At 40.3% G+C, this 21,869-nt stretch carries 13 protein-coding genes and 6 pseudogenes; 5 read left to right on the top strand and 14 right to left on the bottom strand.

From position 1 onward, the window contains the following. Window positions 1-101: 101 nt before the first annotated feature. Complete coding sequence (tig, locus tag FRX57_RS05500) at window positions 102-1,385, bottom strand: trigger factor (protein ID WP_146567506.1); 1,284 nt, start codon at window positions 1,383-1,385, stop codon at window positions 102-104. A 339-nt stretch (window positions 1,386-1,724) separates the two neighbouring features. Here tig and FRX57_RS05505 point away from each other — a divergent pair, with 339 nt between their 5' ends. Continuing rightward, window positions 1,725-2,141, top strand: coding sequence for a mechanosensitive ion channel domain-containing protein (locus FRX57_RS05505; RefSeq protein ID WP_146567508.1), 417 nt, complete (start codon window positions 1,725-1,727; stop codon window positions 2,139-2,141). 221 nt (window positions 2,142-2,362) lie between these two features. On the opposite strand, the pseudogene FRX57_RS07885 reads toward FRX57_RS05505, so the two are convergent. From FRX57_RS07885 to FRX57_RS05545, 7 genes and pseudogenes are all read right to left on the bottom strand, one after another. Continuing rightward, window positions 2,363-2,482, bottom strand: a pseudogene (locus FRX57_RS07885) (helix-turn-helix domain-containing protein); the annotation flags it as partial. A gap of 189 nt (window positions 2,483-2,671) precedes the next feature. Then, window positions 2,672-5,803: a type I restriction endonuclease subunit R gene (locus FRX57_RS05510; RefSeq protein WP_146567510.1), complete on the bottom strand. Its 3,132-nt coding sequence runs from the start codon at window positions 5,801-5,803 to the stop codon at window positions 2,672-2,674. Beyond that, entirely contained in the window at window positions 5,800-7,014 is a 1,215-nt protein-coding gene (locus FRX57_RS05515) for an anticodon nuclease (RefSeq protein WP_146567512.1), read from the bottom strand. The genes FRX57_RS05510 and FRX57_RS05515 overlap by 4 nt, the downstream gene beginning before the upstream one ends. 13 nt (window positions 7,015-7,027) lie before the next feature. Next, a pseudogene (locus FRX57_RS05525) lies at window positions 7,028-8,843 on the bottom strand (restriction endonuclease subunit S). A 1-nt stretch (window position 8,844) separates the two neighbouring features. After that, window positions 8,845-10,389, bottom strand: a complete 1,545-nt coding sequence (locus tag FRX57_RS05530; protein WP_146567518.1) for a type I restriction-modification system subunit M — start codon at window positions 10,387-10,389, stop codon at window positions 8,845-8,847. Between the two features lie 696 nt (window positions 10,390-11,085). Continuing rightward, a pseudogene (locus tag FRX57_RS05540) lies at window positions 11,086-11,469 on the bottom strand (phage replisome organizer N-terminal domain-containing protein); the annotation flags it as partial. Window positions 11,470-11,481: 12 nt separating this feature from the next. Beyond that, window positions 11,482-11,712: pseudogene (locus FRX57_RS05545) on the bottom strand (DNA-binding protein). Window positions 11,713-11,884: 172 nt separating this feature from the next. Here FRX57_RS05545 and FRX57_RS07850 point away from each other — a divergent pair. Together FRX57_RS07850 and FRX57_RS05555 are read left to right on the top strand one after the other, a co-directional pair. Then, a pseudogene (locus FRX57_RS07850) lies at window positions 11,885-12,363 on the top strand (helix-turn-helix domain-containing protein). 89 nt (window positions 12,364-12,452) lie between these two features. Then, window positions 12,453-13,449: pseudogene (locus FRX57_RS05555) on the top strand (tyrosine-type recombinase/integrase). Window positions 13,450-13,573: 124 nt separating this feature from the next. Here the strand turns inward: FRX57_RS05555 and rpsI are convergent. After that, on the bottom strand, window positions 13,574-13,966 hold the full coding sequence (rpsI, locus tag FRX57_RS05560) for a 30S ribosomal protein S9 (protein WP_012516324.1): 393 nt from the start codon (window positions 13,964-13,966) through the stop codon (window positions 13,574-13,576). Between the two features lie 21 nt (window positions 13,967-13,987). After that, on the bottom strand, window positions 13,988-14,434 hold the full coding sequence (gene rplM, locus FRX57_RS05565) for a 50S ribosomal protein L13 (protein WP_146567520.1): 447 nt from the start codon (window positions 14,432-14,434) through the stop codon (window positions 13,988-13,990). A gap of 264 nt (window positions 14,435-14,698) precedes the next feature. On the opposite strand from rplM, the gene hslO reads away from it, so the two are divergent. After that, the gene (gene hslO, locus FRX57_RS05570) at window positions 14,699-15,571 is read left to right on the top strand and encodes an Hsp33 family molecular chaperone HslO (protein ID WP_146567522.1); all 873 of its coding nucleotides are present in this window, start codon (window positions 14,699-14,701) and stop codon (window positions 15,569-15,571) included. Then, window positions 15,558-16,535, top strand: coding sequence for a tRNA dihydrouridine synthase DusB (dusB, locus tag FRX57_RS05575; RefSeq protein WP_146567524.1), 978 nt, complete (start codon window positions 15,558-15,560; stop codon window positions 16,533-16,535). The genes hslO and dusB overlap by 14 nt, the downstream gene beginning before the upstream one ends. Window positions 16,536-16,706: 171 nt before the next feature. On the opposite strand, the gene FRX57_RS05580 is transcribed toward dusB, so the two are convergent. From FRX57_RS05580 to tsf, 4 genes are all read right to left on the bottom strand, one after another. Beyond that, window positions 16,707-17,729, bottom strand: a complete 1,023-nt coding sequence (locus tag FRX57_RS05580; RefSeq protein ID WP_146567526.1) for a DUF6287 domain-containing protein — start codon at window positions 17,727-17,729, stop codon at window positions 16,707-16,709. Between the two features lie 49 nt (window positions 17,730-17,778). Further along, complete coding sequence (locus tag FRX57_RS05585) at window positions 17,779-20,220, bottom strand: ATP-dependent Clp protease ATP-binding subunit (RefSeq protein WP_146567528.1); 2,442 nt, start codon at window positions 20,218-20,220, stop codon at window positions 17,779-17,781. Window positions 20,221-20,222: 2 nt separating this feature from the next. Further along, the gene (locus FRX57_RS05590) at window positions 20,223-20,681 is read right to left on the bottom strand and encodes a CtsR family transcriptional regulator (protein WP_146567530.1); all 459 of its coding nucleotides are present in this window, start codon (window positions 20,679-20,681) and stop codon (window positions 20,223-20,225) included. 115 nt (window positions 20,682-20,796) lie between these two features. Beyond that, complete coding sequence (tsf, locus tag FRX57_RS05595) at window positions 20,797-21,837, bottom strand: translation elongation factor Ts (RefSeq protein ID WP_146567532.1); 1,041 nt, start codon at window positions 21,835-21,837, stop codon at window positions 20,797-20,799. Between the last annotated feature and the right edge of the window lie 32 nt (window positions 21,838-21,869).

Raw genomic sequence — 21,869 nt, forward strand, 5'->3', positions numbered from 1 at the left:
TTACGCTAAAAATGCCATTTCGTCAAAGGATTTACAGTAAGAAACCGGCTGAAAACAGAATAAAATAAAAATCCCTAACCATAGGGATTTTTATTGCGGTCTTATTTAACTGAGGCTGAGCTTGTAATAACCTCAACAGCTTTCTTCATTGAAATGTCATGTTTCAACATGTCTGTTGACAAAAGTTGACGAACTTGGGCTACTTCCATATTGTACTCAGTTGCCAAGTCATTGATTTCTTTTTCAACATCTTCTTCAGACACATCAAATCCTTCTGCCTTAGCGATAGCTTCAATAACAAGATTTGTCCGCACACGCTTGTCCGCCTCTGCTGCATATTGATTATGAAGGTCATCTTGACTAGTGCCTGTCAATTGGAAATACATGTCTGGCGAGATTCCTTGACGCTGCATATTGCCCATGAACTCATTCATGGCACGGTGAGTTTCTGCCTCAATCATTTCTTCTGGTAATTCAACAATTTCTGCATTTTCTACTGCCAATTCAAGAGCTGCTGCCTCAACAGCATCATCAAAAGCAATCTCTTTAGCTGTTTCAAGCTCTTTACGGTATTTGGCTTTCAACTCATCCAGTGTTTCTACTTCGTCGTCAAGATCTTTCGCCAATTCATCATCAAGGGCTGGTACTTCTTTTGTTTTTACTTCATGAACCGTTGTTACAAAAAGAGCATCCTTACCGGCGAGATCCGTTGCTTGATAGTCTTCTGGGAAAGTGACATTAACATTAACTGTTTCACCAGCTTTTGATCCAACCAATTGATCTTCGAAACCTGGGATGAATTGACCTGAGCCAAGTTCAAGAGAGAAATTGTCACCCTTACCACCGTCAAATTCAACACCATCAACAGAACCAACGAAGTCAATCACGACAGTATCACCTTCAACTGCTGCTTCTTCTTTAACCACTAACTCAGCCAAGTTATTACGCTCACGTTCAACTTTTGCATCAACCTCTTCAGCCGTCACTTCTTTAGATGTTTCTACTGATACCGCAAGGTTTTTGTAATCACCCAACTTAACTTCTGGTTTAGTAACCACTTCAGCAGTGATGGTCCAATCTTGTCCTTTTTCCATTGATGTCACATCAATTTTAGGCTGAGCGACAACATCAAGACCCAATTCAGCAACTGCTGCTTCATAAGCTGCTGGCAAAACACGGTTCAAAGCATCTTCATAAAGCACTTCTTCACCAAATTTTTGATTAAAAACCGTACGCGGCATATGCCCCTTACGGAAACCTGGAACGTTGATTTCTTTTTTAACCTTGTTAAAAGACGCATCCAAGGCTGGTTTAATGGTTTCTTGGCTAATCGTAAAAGTAATCACTCCACGGTTAGTTGCTTTATTTTCAAATGATACAGACATCTCGTCTTTCTCCTTCATAATTTTAGATTACTCTTCATTCTATCATATTTCATTTAATTTTGAAAGTGTTTTATACAAGGCGCAGGCTTTTTTGACTAGCTTGCGCAAAATCTAGCATTTTTCAACAAGATTTGATAGACCATGGTCATGACAATATTAAAAAGACTTGTATCTGGGCAATGGCTCACTCTATTTTTGGAAAAAGGGATCTCCCTCCTACTGTTATGCCTTGGTTTTATTTTACTGAAAAAATTCCTGCACTATATCATGCGTCAGACTCTTTTTCATTCATTACCACTAACACCCCAAGAAGAAAGTTGATGGCAGACCCTCACGTCCTTGATTTATAATTTGTTAGACTACTCCCTCTGTTTCCTACTGACCTACTGGATTTTTCTGGTTATCGGTGTCCCTGTTTCCGGTCTTTTAGCCGGTGCTGGACTGACAGGACTAGCTATTGGACTAAGGGCACAAGGGTTTCTGACCGATGTCATTAACGGTATCTTTATCCTAATTGAACACCAATACGATGTCAGAGAAACCATTAAAGTTACCACGGTGACAGGTAGGGTAACGAAGGTCGGGCTTCGTACTTCCCAACTCTCGTATCCTGATGGAAGTCTCCATTTTATTCCCAACCGACAAATAACCCTCGTTAGCAACCTCTCTCGCGACAAGCGTCGTGATCGCATTGACTTTCCCTTTGAACAGGACCACCATCCAAAGAAGACATTATCAAAATTAATCTTATGGTGATTGGCAACTATGTGCCCAAATAACCTGTTGGTATTGCTAATCAAATAGCCTGCACATGATTGTTGAGGCGCCGGTCTTGCCTTACCTATATTTCTAGCAATGAATGGCTATATGACTATTAATCAAATCTTTCCTCAAACGATTAAATTGTAACAAAATGGATAATGAAAAAGTGGTCTTCAACTAAGGTTGATAACCACTTTTTTCTGTGTTCCCACCATGCCGTCAGTATTGACAAAAGCAATCAGGCGTTTAAGTAATTCAGACGGTCTCTTTCGGGCGGATTTCCTATCCAAATATTGGGTTTCTGGTAGAAATTAATAGTGAGATAGGGTTTGAATTAAATCTTTTTTTATTTTCCTAGTTTAAGCCTCCTCCATACCAAGCATCAGGTTTTCGGAGTAACTGTCGTTTCCAAATAAATTATAAGTCAGCTTTTTATACTACTGATATGACGCCTTGATATTTCTTAAAACGTCAACCTCTAATTTAAAGTTTATCTCTCCTATATCTAGAAAAAATAATAATGGTTAAATTTCTCCACCAATCCCCTTAAATATCTCCACCAAATCCACAACTTTTTCAAACACCATCTGCTTTTTGGTACGATATTGGGGATTGAGCGGACTCATCTTAGGAAGTGCTTCATTGAGAGCATTCCCATTTTCACTAGCATACTCTCGTTTGAGTGACATCTGAATATAACGGTTAGCACTCTCAACATTCAACCCTTCTGTCTCAATCAAATTAGCTACTGCTTCTTTTTGCTTTTGACGAGCAAATGTATAAAATTGCTCTAAAATATCTGACTTCTCAGATAAACTGTCCAAGTCACTAGTATTAATAAAATCCACAATCAAGCTTTCCTTAGCTCTCTGACCCAGACTAGCACGGATAGTTCGTGTAATTTCTTCAATGAGTTGTTCCTTATCAGATACCTTTTGGTTGGTTTCAAAAATCAATTCCAGAATATAGTCCAGATTGATTTCCTGTGACTTCAACAACTCTACTTCGAAAACAACCGCATCCCAATCGATTTCGGAATCGCTATTCTGCTGATTCCGCCTCTCATTGTCATACCAGGACTTGATATCATTGTAAGTAGAGCGATAATCTTGAATCTCACGAATACTTGGGATGTCCATTTTAGAAAGTTCCGCAACGGCTTCATCATCCAAATGAAACCGTTCTTTGAAATCTGCCACAGCCTCTGCATCTGTAACATCTAACTCTTGCAGAGCTTGCAAACTCATAAAATCATCATAGTTCTGCAAGATATTATCCAAGCGTAAGAACTGACCAAACAAGGTTACAAATTCTTTCTTATCACTTTCTTTAATAATAGTTGTCGGATCCGGAAATTTTTCCTGCAATTCTTTAACAACTTCCAAATACCCTTTTTGCTCCTGACCAGCCTCAATATAGCCAGTCATGTAGTCTTCGTAAGAACGCTCCAACAGAACGTCAGCTGTCTCTGTCTTCCCAAACAACTTAATAGCATCTGTCGTTGCCTTCTCCAAATCACGAAAAGTCACAATATTTCCAAAAGTCTTAGTCGCATTGTAAATCCGATTCGTCCGAGAAAAAGCCTGAATAAGCCCATGATAACGCAAGTTTTTATCCACAAAAAGTGTATTCAAGGTCGGAGCATCAAAACCAGTCAAAAACATACCGACGACAATAAGCAAATCCACCTCACCAGACTTAACTCGCTTAGCTAAATCACGGTAATAGTTTTGAAACTCATTGCCATTGATACTAAAATTGGTCTGAAAAAGGTGATTATAATCGGAAATCACTCTGCTCAAAAATTCCTTACTACTAATATCCGCTAAGTCAGCAAGGCTGAAAGTCTCGTCATCAATTTCCCCAATCGCAACCTGTTCCTCATTTACTGCATAAGAGAAGATGGTCGCTATCTTCAATGGTTTGCCTTTTCCAGCTTGCTGGTCTTGCAACTCTTGGTAGTAAGCCTTGGCCGCTTCGACACTTGACACAGCAAACATGGCATTAAACCCTTTACCGTTTTGCCTATGGGTCTTTTGATTAAAATGCTCTAAAATATAAGACGAAATCTCTGCAATCCGTGTTGGATGAAGTAGGGCTTTTTTATTTTCAGCAGCAGATAATTTCCCTAAATCTTGTTCAGTTTCCAAGTCCTTAAACTGTGGACGAACATCATTGTAATCCACCTTAAATTTCAATACCTTTTGGTCGCGGATAGCATCGGTAATGACGTATGCGTGGAGCTCCCTACCGAATACAGAAACTGTGGTTTCTGAACCCAAAGCATTCCCCTTACGAATAAGATTTCCATCCTTATCATAGACATCTGGAAGAATCGGCGTCCCTGTAAAACCAAACTGACAATACTTCTTAAACTTTTGTTTTAAGCGCTTTTGAGCCTCACCAAATTGAGAACGGTGGCACTCGTCAAAGATAAAGACCACTTGCTTGTTGTAAATCTCATGTTGCGCTTCGCTAGACATAAAGTTATTGAGTTTTTGAATCGTCGTAACCACAATCTTATTGTCATCTTTTTCAATATTACGTTTAAGTCCAGCAGTGCTATGTGATCCATTGACCGAATCAGGCGAAAATCGCTGGTATTCTTTCATGGTTTGATAGTCTAGGTCTTTCCTGTCTACCACAAAGAAAACCTTATCTACCTCATCCATCTCGGTTGCCAGTCTCGCCGCCTTAAAGCTGGTCAAGGTCTTACCAGACCCCGTCGTATGCCAGATGTAGCCACCTGTTTCAGGACCACTTTTAGTTTTGGTGGCAATAGCCGAACGAATCTTCCAGATAATACGCTCCGTCGCAGCAATCTGATAAGGGCGCATGATCAAGAGGGTATCACTAGTATCAAAAACCGAGTAGTTGATGAGAATGTTTAAGAGGGTCTGCTGACTGAAAAAGGTCGCCGTAAAATCCTTCAAATCCTTGATTGGCTCATTATTTTTCAGTGCCCAGTTCATAGTAAAGTCAAAAGAATTTTTCTCCCGCTTAGTGGTATTGGCAAAATAGCGCGTATCCGTCCCATTTGAAATGACAAAAATCTGGAGATACTTGAAGAGTGAATTTTCTTCATTAAAACTCTCCTTGCTGTAACGGTGAACCTGATTAAAAGCCTCACGAATAGCCACCCCACGCTTTTTAAGCTCAATTTGTACTAAGGGAAGCCCATTGACCAAAATGGTCACATCATAACGATTGCTTGAAGTCCCAACTTGAGTCATTTGGTTAATGACCTGAAGCTTATTACGATTGATATTTTTCTTATCCCAAAGATAGATATTTTGGATATGCCCATCGTCAAAGATAAAGTCATAGATGTGGTTATCGCGGAGCTTTCGGGTGCGATCAATTAGGCTATCACTCGGCTTATTGAGATATTCCTCTAAAAAACGTAACCATTCTCCCTCAGTAAAAGTCATTTGGTTAAGCGCCTCTATCTGAGTTTTAAGGTTATCTAGGAGGGTTTCTGGTGTCGTCAGATAGTTGAGATACTCATAACCCTGTTGTCGCAAATCACTAATCAGTTCTCGCTCTAGGTCTGCTTCCGTCTGATAGGTACTGGGCTTTCCCAACTTAGTGTATTTTTCCAGGACAATAAAATTCTTAGTCTCTAAAATAGTATCTGTTTGGATGATTTTGGTCATAGTTCGTCCTCTTTAAATCGATAGATTGAATCAAAGCTATTAAATAAATTTATAAGAGTATTTTTCTCGTGAGGAGGTAATTCTCTATATTCTAAATCAGCATGTCTATTATGAGTGTATAAATCAATCAGTTGTGTATAGGATTTAATATTTTCAGATGTTATAACATATCCAGCAACATCTAAACCTAATAAAACATTTTCCCATCGCCCATAGCCTAAAAAGGTCGCCGTTTTTTCCGCTAGGTTCCTAAAAAGGGCAAAATGAAATTTCTCCACATGGTTATCTTGAATTGCTTTTCTCAGTTCCTCTCTTACTCTGAGATGATATCCAAATGGAGAATCCCCTTCAACATCTGTCAACAAATATTTAAATTGTTTCTCATCCTCAATTTCATCAGTAGTTTTCATGACATAAAAAACCTTTTTCTTGATCCTTCTATCAAATCGGATTTCATTATAAAGTACATTATAAAATAATGCTTGATGAGTAGAAACGACAAATTTCAAATCAGTGTTTTCAGCACTACCTATAACATCACTCAAGTAAATTGCAGCATTAATAATATTAGTATCATCCAAAGAAGATATGGGATCGTCAATATAGATATAGTTTATTTTTGAAAATTCCGAGGTATCAGCAGACTCAGTCAAATCTTCAACAATAATTTCAAGGAGCGTTAAGAAAACTGACCAAACAAAAATCCTCTCTTCTCCTCTAGACACCTTTATTATCTGCCCATCTACTTTAAATCGTATACTCTTTTTATTACTAATTGTTAGTACTTCACCCCTGTTATCTTTTTGAACATTTCCGAACTCATCTTTAACTGTTTCAATAATATCTTGAAACTCAACATCAATAATTCTACCAACATACTTTTGAAAGTTTTCTACAGCACGTTCGAAAAGTTGTTGCTCTTCAAGGAAATTTCCAAAATAAGTCCGTTTATCATAAATCAAATATCGATCTTCATCGTTTTCCAAATCATTATCCCACGTAAAAAGATCCTCTGTATATGAATTGAAATATAAAATGCGCTTAATGCTATTCCCATTACTATCAGTCTCATTTACCTTATTTTTCAATTCCATAGAAAGCCTAGTTTTCCCGGTTGCATTATAGGCATAGAGCAAATGGACTTTCTTATCACTAGAAATAATAGTATCCGAAATCTGTTCTAAATTTTCAAATTTGATATCATTTCCCATATCTATTCTTCCTCTACGAAAAGTTAAGTAACCGATCCCGCCAATACTCATACTGTTTTTGTCGTTGCTCAATCTCAGCTGGTAGACCTTTGCTGATGTCTGTTGTTAGGGTATCGAAGCGGTCGAGAATGGAGACGATGTGTTTTTGTTGGTCGAGGGATGAGAGGATAAGCTGAATGCGAGCTAGATTTTTAGGGTAAAGTTCAATAACTTTTGTCCCTACAAGCATTTTCTCTTTCTGTCTCTGAAAATCAGTTGTTTGCATGTAATAAACAAGATACTTCCCTAACTGCTCTGATTTCAATAAGCAAGAGTGACCACCAATATAAGCCTCCGTCTGCCCCAACCAAACCAGTGACTTCCCGACATCTTCACTATTTTCACTGGTTGTTGCAACAACAACATCCCCATAACTCGCTTTTTTAAGTTTTTGAGCTAATTGTGAGCTAACAAATGATTTGGTCTCATCTGTCGCTAAACCATAATAGGTATAAATCTGTCCGTAATGTATGCAAGGAATGCCACTGTCCACAAAATCTTTCTTTTGCAAGCCATTCCCACGCACCACATCGCAGACAGCTCCTAACTCAACCTTAATCGGTCCAAAAACCCAAGTCAAGAGCCTAATCAGGTCTTGTCTGTACTGTACTGTCAGTATACACGCCTTCGGCGGTGAAGGTCAAGAGTTTATCTCTAAAAAATTCGTACTGTTTTTGACGAAGTTCAATCTCTTTGGGCAGACCAATCTGTAGGTCATTGCAAACTGTGTCAAAATTGTCCAAGACCTCAGCGATACGAGATTGGATGGTCAGAGAGGGGAGGGGAATTGGGAAATCTTTGATGATTTTACCACTGATATTGGATTGTGAACCCTGTCCCCTAGCTTTCAATAACTCATAATTTTTATAAACCCAATGATAAACATAGCGATAATTAGCTAGTTCTTCATCGATCTCCAAATTACAACAAGCCTGGTTAGTGGTTAAAGGAATTTTAGTAACCGCAGATTTTCCAGCAGTTGCACCATACATCGCAATTACAACGCTATTTATTGGTACCCACTTAGCCGAAGAATTTTCAAGACCTGCTTGAGTGATTGTTGCAGAAGTTGACACAATATCCTTGAAATCAATATCCTGTGTGCGAAGCCAGGGAATATTACCACCGTAGTAATCCTCATTATCACTTTTAGGAGTACCGCCAGATGAAATCTTACGGCAAATCTTCCTTAACGTTTTCCACTCTACCTGATACACTTCATCTTCAAACGACAGTAGTCTATCCCGATAAAAAGAATATTGTTTCTGTCGGGCGGTCAATTCTGCGGTCAATTCTGTAATATAATCTGTGAATTTGTCAAGTATTTTGACGATTTCTTTTTGAATATCTTCATGAGGAATAGCAATATTAAGGGTTTCTAACTTAAACTTGTTCAGAGCTGGTATACCATCAAAAGTACACAATTCCTCAATTTTCTTCGAATTATTTTTCAAAAAATAATACAAATAGCGTGGTAACAGCTTCTCCGAATCTTTAATAGTTGCAGAGTAATTGAGATTTCCTCTAAAATATTTCCCTTCGTTCCACGAAACATAGCCAACTCCCGCTCCTCTAGAAGTAATTCCTATTGGATCATCTTCCGTATTGAAAATATCTACATATCCCAAAGGTTCTTTCCCACTATTAATAACTGGGTAAGCTCCAGAATTATTCTGTATAAATGTTTTGTTAACCGACTGTCCTGTTTTTACGACACACACCTCCCCCAACGCTTTCCACTCTACTCCATCAGGACAAAGCTCTTTAATCATCTTATCAATGTAGGTCATATCAGCTCAACTCCTCGACAATCTTATCAATCTCTGCTCGCAAGCGGTCAATGTTTTTCACGGTCTCAGCAATTTCTTTATTGAGGACATCAATATCAATTTTTTCATGCGTATCTTCTCTATCCACATATTGCGACACCGAGAGATTATAATCTTTCTCTGCAATCTTTTCTTGAGAAATAAGCTGTGCAAAATAATCTTCATTGTTCTTGTGCTCAACACTTGCTAGGATTTTCTCAATATGCTCTTCTGTCAAGACATTGTTTTTGGTTTCTTTTTTAAACTGCTGGCTAGCGTCAACAAAAAGAACATCCGTTGTTGGCTTATTCTTAGCAAGAATAAGGATACAGGTCGCGATAGATGTCCCAAAAAAGAGATTATCAGGCAACTGGATAACAGCCTCGATAAAGTTCCCGTCTACCAGATACTGACGAATTTTTTGCTCAGCTCCGCCGCGATAAAAAATCCCAGGGAAGGTCACAATAGCCGCTCTGCCTTTATTAGACAAATAAGAAAGACTATGCATGATGAAGGCGAAGTCCGCCTTAGACTTGGGTGCTAGGATCCCCGCTGGTGCAAAACGATCATCATTAATCAGCGCCGGATCGTCACTACCAATCCACTTGATAGAATAAGGTGGGTTGGACACAATCGCATCAAAAGGCTTATCATTGCCATGCTTAGGGTCCAGTAGCGTATTCCCACGCTCAATACTAAACTTGTCATAGTTGATATTATGGAGGAACATGTTCATTCGTGCCAGGTTGTAGGTAGTCATGTTGATCTCCTGACCATAAAAACCATCCTCAATGATATATTCTGTAAATTGTTTTTTGGCTTGAAGCAAAAGAGAGCCTGAACCACAAGCAGGGTCATAAATCTTGTTGATTTTGTTTTTTTCATCCTTACCCAACATGACGATACGGGCTAGCAAACGTGATACGCTCTGGGGTGTGAAAAATTCTCCACCAGATTTCCCAGCATTGGAAGCGTAGTTAGAAATCAAGTACTCATACGCATCACCAAAAAGGTCAATGTGATTATCCTCAAAGCTTCCAAAATCCAGACTAGCAATCCCTTCTAGGATGAGTGCTAAACGCTCATTACGCTCTGGGACAGTACTTCCCAGCTTATTACTTCTGGTATCCACATCATCAAAAAGGCCCTTAATGTCATTTTCACTGGCATAACCCGTAGCACTAGCCTCAATAGCATCAAAAATTTCCTTGAGTTCCGTATTTAAATTGTTATTACTACGAGCTGTTTTCACGACATTGGAAAAAAGCTGCGCAGGCATAATAAAATACCCCTTGGTCTTAATAGCATCATCCTTAACCTCAGGTGTGATAGCTTCAGCCGGAATCTCCTCATAATTAAAATCCTCACCACCCTCGATATAGGTCTTGAAATTTTCACTGATAAAACGGTAAAAAAGGATTCCCAAAATATATTGCTTGAAGTCCCAACCATCTACCGCACCACGGACATCATCTGCGATTGCCCAAATTTTGCGATGTAACTCTTGCCTTTGTGCTTGTTCTGACATATTCAAATCCTCACAATCTTTAATGCTTCTATTATACCATTTTCCCCTTCTTACACGCTTTCTCAAGGGCAAGAGGGTTGAGGTTTTGCCCCAAGTGTCAAAATCCATTACCCACTCAAAATAACCGTGGGTTAAATCTTTGTGATGGATTTTTGTTGATAGTGTGTATAAACTATCTGAACTCGTAAAGACCTAAACTCGAGTTTCTAAGTTCTCTCTAATTGTCTCAGGACAGATAAGGAGATTAACATTGTCAGACAACTGATTTATCAAAAAACACAAGAAAACTGCGAGCAGCTACCAACCGTTTTGTTCGATTATTTATTTTTTGCTAGACTTCTTCTGGGATTTAACCGAGAGTTCCTTTTCCACTTCCTTCACCAATTGGAGCACCAACCGATCAAGTTCTATAAAATCCTATTGCAAAATATCTCCGACCCGAGTTGGCAACTTAACAATCACATTGATTGAACAACCAATCTGAATCAATTGCTCCGTCATTTGTCCATACTCAAGAAAACTAACCTCCCACAATACTAGCTCTATGTTAAATAATTTCTTTCTAGCATAGGCTGAAAAGTTAGGCTCCTCTGCCCTCAGAGCTAGCAATCTGACATTTTCTTCTTCAGTCAGAAAGACTTGCTTCACAATATTTTTGATTCTCTTCTGCCTCAATTTTTGATAACAACTCTCCTTCTTCTGTTTATGACATTTAAGTAACACCTCTTCATAAGTTTGCTGTCGAATTTTCTCCAAACCATTGATGTTCTGATATTTTTCCCAATTGGGAATGATGACAGCACCATCTACAAAGGCTATCATGCTAAACTGTTCAAAGCTCTTTAAAACTAACTTGACCGTTGTAGCTTTTCGCCTGAAAACCGTCATCAACATTTACACAGTGTAAAAGACTTTATCACCTAGGGCTAGTACGCCACTATAATTCTGTTTGCCCACTAAGACTAACAACTTGAACCAAATAACAATCAGAATGTCTCCTTCTGGCATTGATTCAATCACCTGAATCTTTTCATCATCAAAAATATCCGTTGTTATTTTAATCCACCGAACATCACTTATAAATGCTCCTCTTTATCTCTCATATTGTTTCAACCAACGTATGACCACTTGTTTATCGTAGAGAGTTACACCATCTATTATCATAGTTGGCATACCCTCACGAATCCATTTTTGAATCGTGGTCGTTGAAACATCTCACCAGAGTAATAAGGTAAACATCCTGACCATTGCCTTATAGAGTTCTTTCTCTTCTAAAATCCGTTCGATAGCACCACTAACCATCTCACCATAATAAGTTCTCAACTATCTTTCCAATGATTTTGACAGTTGTACAACTAAAGTCATTTCATCAGTCATAAGATTACCTCATTTCTATTTCTCAATTAAATAAACCCCGAAAATTTGTATATTTTATTATACATTTTAAATTATAAATACTTTTTGTATCGGATAGGATGTCATTTAAGAAGAATCTATGACTAATAATATAGCTAAATTTATCAAAGAAATTGGCAAAAAAATAAAAAGTATCAGTGATGCGCTAGATATATCCTATTCAACATTATCTAGCTGCAACCAAGGAATACGAAAACCTAAAAAAAGAATGCTCAAAAACTTGCTGATTATTTTGGAGCCTCATTCGCCTATATTCCTGGAATTGATGATGAGAAACATGCTCCATCAAATCTGAAGATAGTCGCAGATAGTTTTTAAACATGAGAAATCACCTCTGTAACGCCTTTTAAGAGCGATATGGATAGACTCAAAAAAAGTATTGAGCTTGGTGAAATCCATCTATGCCCTTAAATAAGACTTTCTCAGATGACCTTAGACGCACTCTCTAATTCCTTGTTAAATTATGAAGCAACCCCAATGAAAGACTTCATCAAGTATATGAATAACCAAAACCAAAAACCAGCTATTTGGAAATCATGGATTCAGACGGAAGAATAACAAATTAGATGGGCAGATCGCGACACAAAACAAGCTAACATTTCTCAATTACATAAGCTCCGAAAACTTTAACAATACGGAGAAATGGTATGTCAATTCATAAATACCAATCCCTTAAAGGAACCACTTATTTTGTCAAAATTTACCTTGGTCTAAACGATTACGGTAAGAAAAAATATTACACTAAACGAAGATTCAAAACTCGTAAAGCTGCCAAAACACATAAAATAGCTATTACTTATCAACTCAATTCTGGAACTTTCATTCAAACCTCAAAGCAAACATCATTTGCTTACAGAGAATTGTACCCAAAATGGTACGAAGCTTACCAAGATACCGTAGAGGCAACAACAGCTGCAAAAACAGCTGATTTGTATCGTCTTCATACCTTTGGAGAGAAAAAGATTTCAAAAATTAGTCCTCTAAACTGCTAAACCTTTATCACAGATAAGACGAAATCATTCAAGAACATGAAGCAAATCAAGTCATACACCTCGAAAATCTTTGAATTTGCCATCAATATAAACTACATCAAACGCAATCCTATGTATGAGTAAGGTTATTATCCCTAAAATCAAAAAAACTGCTAGGAAAAATTACCGGTCAGTTAGTGAGTTGCGACAGTTTTTACAAATTATTTTCGAAAATAAACCCTACAAGAACTATGTCTTATTCAGACTATTAGCTTATAGTAGCTTACGAAAAGGTGAATTGTATACTCTTAGATGGGCAGATTTTAATCCAAATACCCAATTACTAACTATCAATAAAAGCTTAGGTAGGATAAAGGGACATGCTGTTGAAAAGGTACGAAAAATTCTTTTTCTGTGCGCTAAATCTGCCTTAATGATGAGACCTACATACACCATACTCCATAAATGGAAGTAAGAATCTATCCAAGAGAAAGGCTAGCTACATATCGCACCTCTCTCCATAGAAGATAATTTTATGTCACTTACTGTACAAGAACAACGGTTAGAACATTAAAGTAGTCAAATGACTCTAGACACCTATAGCCAGGCTACAAAAGCTGGTGAAAAACAATCCATGACAACATTTGCTGACTATCTCGGTAAAGCTAAATAACCTTAGCTTTCTTTTTCCACTAACATTTATCCAGGTCTTAAGAGATTACCAAACCCACTTTTCCACAAAAAAACACCTTGCAAATAACTTGCAAAGTGCCTGTAAAAGTTGATATAACTGGATATTAACGTTTACTGAATTGTGAAGCTTTACGAGCTTTCTTAAGACCTGGTTTCTTACGTTCAACCATACGTGCGTCACGAGTCAATAGACCTGCACGTTTCAATGAATCACGGAAGTCTGGGTCAACTTGAAGAAGGGCACGTGCAATACCATGACGGATTGCACCTGATTGACCTGCATAACCACCACCAACAACGTTAACGAAAACATCGTATGATCCTTCAGTTGATGTCACTGCAAATGGTTGGTTGATAACAAGGCGAAGGTCAGCATGTGGAATGTACTCTTCAACATCTTTTTTGTTTACAGTAATTTTACCAGTACCTGGAACCAAACGAACGCGTGCAACAGCGTTTTTACGACGGCCAGTACCTGCATATTGTGCTTGTGCCATAATTTATTTGCTCCTTTCCTCTTAGATAAGTCCTGAGATATCAAGTACTTCTGGTTTTTGTGCAGCGTGTGTGTGCTCACCACCAACAAATACCTTCAATTTCATCCCTTGAGCACGTCCAAGAGTGTTATGTGGAAGCATGCCTTTAACTGATTTTTCAATCAAACGAACAGCGTTTTTAGAACGCAATTCTCCAGCAGAGATTTGTTTCAAACCACCTGGGTACAATGAGTGAGTGTAGTAGATTTTATCCGTTGCTTTTTTACCAGTCAATTTAACTTTTTCAGCATTAATAACGATAACAAAATCACCTGTATCAGTGTGTGGTGTGAAAGTTGGTTTGTTTTTTCCGCGAAGTACGCTAGCAACTACTGCAGAAAGACGTCCAAGAGGTACATCTGTTGCGTCAACAACATACCATTTACGCTCAACTTGGCCTGGTTTAGCCATAAAAGTTGTTTTATTCATGATTTCTCCTATACGAATTCGTTTTTGTTTACATATAATGGGTGTTCCAGCCCATCTAAGTTATTTGGAAGGTTCCGGGGCCTTTCAAATGGGGTAAACAATACCGTCTTCTATATTATCAAACTTATCAGGTTTTCGTCAAGCGTTTATGCCTAGTTTTTTCATTTTCCCTAGCATTTTTTGTCGCCCATTCCGTGAAAAGATTTTTTGAGAAATCAAAGCCGTGAAAAGCCCATCCCGGTTGCCTTATGCTATAATAAAAGAATGGATAAAATAGTAAAATCAATAGCTAGTTCTGGCTATTTCCGTGCTTTCGTCCTTGATTGTACTGAAACCGTCCGAACAGCCCAAGAAAAACATCAAACACAAGCCAGTTCAACCGTTGCCTTGGGGCGCACCCTCATCGCCAATCAGATTTTAGCTGCTAACCAAAAGGGAGACAGCAAGGTCACTGTCAAAGTGATTGGCGATAGTTCCTTTGGTCATATTATCTCTGTTGCTAATAGCAAGGGGGAGGTCAAGGGCTATATTCAAAATAAGGGCGTTGACATCAAAAAAACAGCCACTGGTGAAGTCCTGGTCGGACCGTTTATGGGCAATGGCCACTTCGTCACCATCGTGGATTATGGCACAGGGAATCCCTATACCTCAACAACCCCCCTCATCAGTGGTGAAATCGGTGAAGACCTGGCCTACTACCTGACCGAAAGCGAGCAAACCCCTTCTGCTGTTGGGCTAAATGTCCTCTTGGACAAGGAGGACAAGGTTCAAGTGGCTGGTGGCTTCATGTTACAAGTCCTACCAGGTGCTCCTGAGCATGAAATTACCCGCTACGAAGAACGGATTCAAAAGATGCCCGCCATCTCTAGCCTACTGGCTTCTGAAGACCATATTTCTGCCCTGTTAGATGCCATCTATGGCGAGGATGACTATAAACTCCTAGACGAAAGTCCGCTTTCCTTCCACTGCGACTGCTCAAAAGAACGTTTTGAACAGGCCTTAATCACCCTACCTAAAACGGATTTGTCGGAAATGAAGGAAGAAGACCAAGGGGCAGAAATCAACTGCCAGTTTTGTGGCACTACCTATTACTTTACAGAAAATGATTTGGAGAAATTGATTAATGACAAAGCTTAATTCCTCATTTATGATTGGAAATGTAGAAATCCCCCATCGGACAGTCCTGGCCCCCATGGCTGGCGTGACTAACTCTGCCTTTCGGACCATCGCCAAGGAATTTGGTGCCGGACTGGTTGTCATGGAAATGGTTTCTGACAAGGGAATTCAATATAATAATGAAAAAACCCTGCACATGTTGCACATTGAAGAGGGAGAAAATCCCGTTTCCATTCAATTATTTGGTAGCGATGGCGATAGTTTAGCTCGGGCCGCAGAATTTATCCAAAAAAATACCAAAACAGACATCGTAGACATCAACATGGGCTGTCCCGTCAACAAGATCGTTAAAAATGAAGCTGGGGCCAAATGGCTCAAGGACCCTGAAAAGATTTATCAAGTGATTCACACCGTCCAATCCGTGCTTGATATCCCCCTAACCGTAAAAATGCGGACTGGTTGGGCAGATGCTTCCTTAGCCGTTGAAAATGCTCTTGCCGCAGAATCCGCTGGTGTCTCTGCCCTCGCTATGCACGGTCGTACCCGTGAGCAAATGTACACTGGCACCTGTGACCATGAAACCCTGGCTAAGGTTGCCAAGGCCCTAACTAAAATTCCTTTCATTGCTAATGGCGACATTCGCAGTGTGGAAGAGGCCAAATTTATGATTGATGACATTGGAGCCGATGCCGTCATGATTGGACGTGCAGCCATGAACAACCCCTACATCTTTACCCAAATCAATCACTATTTTGAAACGGGCCAAGTCCTCCCTGACCTGCCTTTTGAGAAAAAACTAGACATCGCCTATGACCACCTCACTCGTTTGGTCAAACTCAAGGGTGAACATATCGCCGTCCGTGAATTTCGTGGCCTGGCTCCTCACTACCTGCGTGGTACATCTGGTGCCGCTAAAATTCGTGGAGCTGTCTCTCGTGCTGAGAGCTTGACCGAAGTTGAAACCATTTTTGCTTCTGCCAGATAAAAGTTTGATGCTTTAAGTTAACCTTAAGCTTCATAACCTATACTATAACCATCCTAAATATTATTTCTTTTTCATAAATCTCCTAAAGGGTAGCGATAAGCTACCTTTTTTTGTTACACTTCAAGGATATATTAAAAGACTGGACTAGCCAGTCTTTTTAGCTTGATGAGTTTAGTCTAGGAAGAAAACGTTAATCCCTTCGCCTGTGATTAAAACACGATTACGACTGCTATCATCGCCAAACATTTGATAGAGGTCGTTAGGCGAGGCTTGACCTGCAGGAACAACAGCATAGGTTGCACCTGCAAATGACGCATTAAACTGAGCCATACCATTCTCCATACGGAAATTACTAAACTGAAAATCCCAAGTACCGTCACTCTTACTGATAGAGCCTGTGCCATCAGCATTGATGGTAAAGTCCATGCCACCCTTAGCAGCTGGGTAAGTCCCTGCGATAGAGGACAGGTCCCCTTGGGCAATCGCTTCTAGGTCTAAACTTGACTTTTCGGTCACCTTGGTTTGGCTTGGTCGAACAAGCTCCTTCCACTCCAAACTAGACAGCTCTAAAGGGTTGGGGTCTGCTTCTGCCACCTGCTCCTGACTCTCCATAACCACTGCTTTGTCGGACAGGGTCACTAAACCACTATTATCTGCTTGGATCCGGTAGGTTTTGGCTGTCCCTTTGCCCTCATGGCTCGTCCACTCATACTGAGTCACTGTACCATTGGAATTGATGGAAAAATCTGCTCGATAACCACCTGCAGGAGCGACTTGAGAATGGGCAAGGTAGGTTGACACCCCATTTTTCAGGTAATAGAGAGCCAAAGCATAGACTTTACCATCACTTGAACGGTCACCTGTCAACAGTTCCTTGGTGCCATTGCCATCAATATCATAAAAAGCATAGAGGGTGACTGCATTGTCATCAGCCGCCACCTTGGCTAAAGTATCCGCATAGAGGGTATCGTAATCAAGAGGCTTTTCTGCAGCTGACGAAGGACTGCTAGCTAGAGTACTTGAACTGCTGGATTCTGCGGTGCTGGTTTCAACTGCTTGTGAGCTGGTTTGACTGGTGCTCGTTTGTCCTGATGGTGCTGACTTAGTCGCGCTCTCTTTTTTCGATGACGATTGACAGGCTGACAGCAACACCAAGCTAGCAAACAAGCTAACCGTAACTAATCTTTTCTTCATAACATCTCCTTCTGCATCAGTAGCAAGAAGACTGGGCCAGCCAGTCTTTTTAGCTAATATCAAATTTTAGTTTACCTTGCTTGGTCCCGATTTTAAGGGTCTGGTCAGCCGTCAGCTGGCCTGATAATAATAATTCAGCCAGTTTGTCTTCAACTTGCGTTTGAATGGTCCGGCGTAGAGGCCTTGCCCCCATCTCTGCATCATAGCCATCAGTAGCTAGTTGCTTGAGGGCTGCTGGCTGGATTTTTAGGCTGATGCCCTGCTCTGCCAATTGTTTAACCAAGGGCTGCAAGAGCAACTTGGTAATGGCAAGCAACTGTTCTTGATCCAAGCGGTGAAAGACAATTTTTTCATCAATCCGATTGAGGAATTCAGGCCGGTAGGCCTTTTTCAATTCTTCCATAATCCGTTTTTCCACTGCCGCTTGATCTTGACTTAAATCCTTAGCTCCAAAACCAACTGTTTTATCATCTCGTAAGGCAGTTGCCCCTAAATTACTGGTCATGATAATCAAGGTATTGCTAAAATCAACACGTCGTCCACGACTATCGGTCAAAACACCATCATCTAAGACCTGCAAGAGTAGGTTAAAGACATCAGGATGGGCTTTTTCAATTTCATCAAAAAGCAGAACTGAGTAAGGCTTATTTTTTACCTTTTCTGTCAATTCGCCCCCTTCATTGTAGCCAACATAACCAGGGGGAGCACCATTGAGACGACTGGCAGCAAATTGCTCCATGTACTCACTCATGTCAAAGCGGAGTAAAGCCGATTCATCGTCAAACAAGATTTCCGCCAAAGCCTTGGCCAGCTCAGTCTTACCGACCCCAGTTGGACCAAGGAACATAAAGGAACCAATTGGACGCTTACCTGTTCGAATACCGGCCTGATTGCGACGAATGGCTCGTGATATAGCTGATACAGCAGCAGCTTGACCCACGACCCGTCGGTGCAACTCTTTTTCCAAGTTTAAATAACGTTTTTGGTCAGCCTGACTTAATTTTTCTACTGGAATCCCTGATAAACGACTAAGCGTTGCTAAAACGTCAGCCTGACTAACTAGAACTGGCTTGACAGCCTGGTTTTGTTCCTTTTTAGCATATAATGTTTTAGCTTGGACCATGTCTCCTGCCAAGAGGGCTTGATCTAGGGCAGTTAAGGCGGCATCTGGCTCCTTTTTAACCATGGTCTGTACGGTAGCACTGGTTTCGTCAAGCAAGTCCAAGGCCGAATCTGGGAGGCGTTTATTGGTCAAGTAACGGTGGGCCGCCTTGACGGCTGTCATCACCACCTCATCTGCAATCTGAACACGGTGGTAACGCTCATAGCTATCCTTGACACCCAAAAGAATTTGATAGGCTTCATCAACACTTGGCTCGTCAAGGGTAATTTTTGCAAAACGACGAGAAAGTGCGGCATCTTTTTCAATGTGTTTTTGGTATTCTTCCTGGGTTGTTGCTCCCACCATCCGAAGATAACCACGGGATAGGGCTGGTTTTAAGATATTTGCCGCATCAAGCGTGCCTTCAACACCACTACCTGAACCCATAATCGTGTGCAATTCATCGATAAAGAGGATAATCTTGCCATCAGCCTCAATATCAGCGATAATCTTGTTCATTCGTTCCTCAAAATCACCACGAAAACGAGTGCCAGCCAAGACGGTCATCATGTCCAGTTCTAAAACACGAAAATCATGGAGTTCATAAGGAATTTCGCCATTGACAATCCGCTGGGCCAGGCCGTAAGCTAGGGCCGTTTTACCAACACCAGCATCACCAACCAAAACTGGGTTGTTTTTGGTCTTTCGGCTCAAAACCCTGACCATACGGGTAATTTCCTGCTCTCGTCCGATGACTGGGTCAAGTAGGCCTTTTTGGGCCATCTCAGTCAGATCACGGGTAAATTCTTCCAATTCACCTGCCGTTGTCGGAGCCTTCATCATTTCTGAAAAGCCACCACTTTTTAGTCGTTTTGGCTTTTTAATCTCATGGATCGCTTTAATCTGTTCCTTAGTAAAACCGGCATGGCGTTCCAAACTCTTGCGTAAATCAATCATCTTGACCAAACTACCATCTTCGTCTGAATAACCAAAACCAACCAATTCCAATAGGCAAATAGCTACAGAATCCTTACCCAACAACAGGGCTTCTAGCACATGCTCTGAGCCAATTTCTTGCTTAGAAGTTGCTTGACAAATAGCTACAGCATAATCCAATAGTCTCATTAAACCTCTTGATTGGGCCACGAAAGGAAAATTAGGGGAAACTTCTCTTGGCTCTTTCCCTACCATTTGAATAGCTGCCGCCTGATAGGCAGTAATGGGAAAGTCTGCTTCAAATTCTAAAAAACTAAGGCTAGCAATAGAATTTTCCGTAGCCACCATAGCCAGTAAAACATGCCAAGTTTCTAAAAAGCGACTCTCAAAACTGCTCGCAATAAATTGACCTAGGCCAAAAATTTCCTGCATTTTGCTTGAATAGTTGTTCATGACTAATGTCCTTTTCTATCTAATCGTTGTAATAATTTTCGTAGCATGCGCGCACGAATGGCTGGTGCCTCCTGACCTAGGACCTCATCACAACTAGCCGCTAAAATCATCTCACCCTCGCGTTTACTGATAATTTTTTCATCAAAGAGGAACTGAATCATATCAGCAAACACCTGTTGACCCACAGTCACACCAATGGAATCTGTCAAACTTCTTAGTAAATGGTGGTTATCCGAAAAAGAAACTTTAGCAATCCGAATATAACCACCGCCACCCCGCTTACTTTCTACCACATAGCCACGATTCTCCGTAAATCGTGTCTTGATGACATAGTTAATTTGACTGGGTACCACTTGAAATTCATCCGCCAAACTAGATCGTCGAATTTCCACAAAACCAGTCTGGGTCAAAATCTTTTTAATGTATTCTTCAATGCTATCAGATGTGCTTTTATTTACCATAAGTCTCCTTTCTGAACCATTGACCTTATTTGACTATTTTATCATAATTTCCCTTAAAAAACCAGTAAAGGAAAAAGCCCTAGCCCAAGGCTAGAACTTTTATCAGGTGGTTAAATTAGCTGTTCAAAGCAGCTGCCATTGTTGCAGCAACTTCTGCTTCGAAGTCGTTAGACGCTTTTTCGATACCCTCACCAACTTCAAAACGAGCAAATGATACCGCTTTGGCATTTACTGATTCAAGGTAAGCTTCGACGGTCTTGCTGTCATCCATGATGTAAACTTGAGCAAGAAGGGTATAAGCTTGGTCAACCTTGGTGTTGTCAAGCATGAAGCGATCCATCTTACCTGGCAAGATTTTATCCCAGATTTGTTCTGGTTTGCCTTCTGCTGCCAATTCAGCCTTGATGTTTTCTTCAGCTTGGGCGATAACTTCGTCCGTCAACTGAGCTTTTGAACCGTATTGAAGCAGTGGAAGAGCTGGTTTATCAACCATAGCACGGCTTTCGTTATCTTGCTCGATAGCATGGTTCAATTGAGCCAATTCATCTTTGACAAATTGTGGGTCAAGTTCAGTGTATGAAAGCACTGTTGGTTTCATGGCAGCAACGTGCATTGACACTTGCTTAGCAAGGGTTTCATCGCCACCTTCGATAACCGTGATAACACCGATACGACCGCCATTATGTTGATAAGCGCCAAAGGCTTGCTCATCTGTTTTCTCAACAAGGGCAAAACGACGGAATGAGATTTTTTCTCCGATCGTTGCTGTTGCGTTGACATAAGCGGCTTCAAGAGTTTCACCTGAAGGCATGGTTAGGGCAAGAGCTTCTTCGTTGTTAGCTGGTTTGCCTTCAGCGATAACCTTAGCTGTTTCATTCACCAAATCAACGAATTGAGCATTTTTCGCAACGAAGTCAGTTTCAGCATTAACTTCAACAACCGCTGCCACGTTACCATTAACGTAAACACCTGTCAAACCTTCTGCAGCAACACGGTCAGCCTTCTTAGCTGCTTTTGCCATTCCTTTTTCACGAAGCAATTCAATCGCTTTATCAATGTCGCCATCAGTTTCAACAAGAGCTTTTTTAGCGTCCATAACGCCAGCACCTGATTTTTCACGCAATTCTTTAACGAGTTTTGCAGTAATTTCTGCCATTCTTCTTCTCCTTTTATCATAAAAAGGGGAGG

Origin of the sequence: Streptococcus cuniculipharyngis (assembly GCF_007859195.1) — a bacterium.
Classification (GTDB): Bacteria; Bacillota; Bacilli; order Lactobacillales; family Streptococcaceae; genus Streptococcus; species Streptococcus cuniculipharyngis.

Excerpts from the sequence above, each read along its gene's own strand:
- tig (WP_146567506.1), bottom strand. The coding sequence starts at position 1,385 with ATGTCTGTATCATTTGAAAATAAAGCAACTAACCGTGGAGTGATTACT.
- FRX57_RS05510 (WP_146567510.1), bottom strand. The coding sequence starts at position 5,803 with ATGACCAAAATCATCCAAACAGATACTATTTTAGAGACTAAGAATTTT.
- FRX57_RS05515 (WP_146567512.1), bottom strand. The coding sequence starts at position 7,014 with ATGGGAAATGATATCAAATTTGAAAATTTAGAACAGATTTCGGATACT.
- FRX57_RS05530 (WP_146567518.1), bottom strand. The coding sequence starts at position 10,389 with ATGTCAGAACAAGCACAAAGGCAAGAGTTACATCGCAAAATTTGGGCA.
- rpsI (WP_012516324.1), bottom strand. The coding sequence starts at position 13,966 with ATGGCACAAGCACAATATGCAGGTACTGGCCGTCGTAAAAACGCTGTT.
- rplM (WP_146567520.1), bottom strand. The coding sequence starts at position 14,434 with ATGAATAAAACAACTTTTATGGCTAAACCAGGCCAAGTTGAGCGTAAA.
- hslO (WP_146567522.1), top strand. The coding sequence starts at position 14,699 with ATGGATAAAATAGTAAAATCAATAGCTAGTTCTGGCTATTTCCGTGCT.
- dusB (WP_146567524.1), top strand. The coding sequence starts at position 15,558 with ATGACAAAGCTTAATTCCTCATTTATGATTGGAAATGTAGAAATCCCC.
- FRX57_RS05580 (WP_146567526.1), bottom strand. The coding sequence starts at position 17,729 with ATGAAGAAAAGATTAGTTACGGTTAGCTTGTTTGCTAGCTTGGTGTTG.
- FRX57_RS05585 (WP_146567528.1), bottom strand. The coding sequence starts at position 20,220 with ATGAACAACTATTCAAGCAAAATGCAGGAAATTTTTGGCCTAGGTCAA.
- FRX57_RS05590 (WP_146567530.1), bottom strand. The coding sequence starts at position 20,681 with ATGGTAAATAAAAGCACATCTGATAGCATTGAAGAATACATTAAAAAG.
- tsf (WP_146567532.1), bottom strand. The coding sequence starts at position 21,837 with ATGGCAGAAATTACTGCAAAACTCGTTAAAGAATTGCGTGAAAAATCA.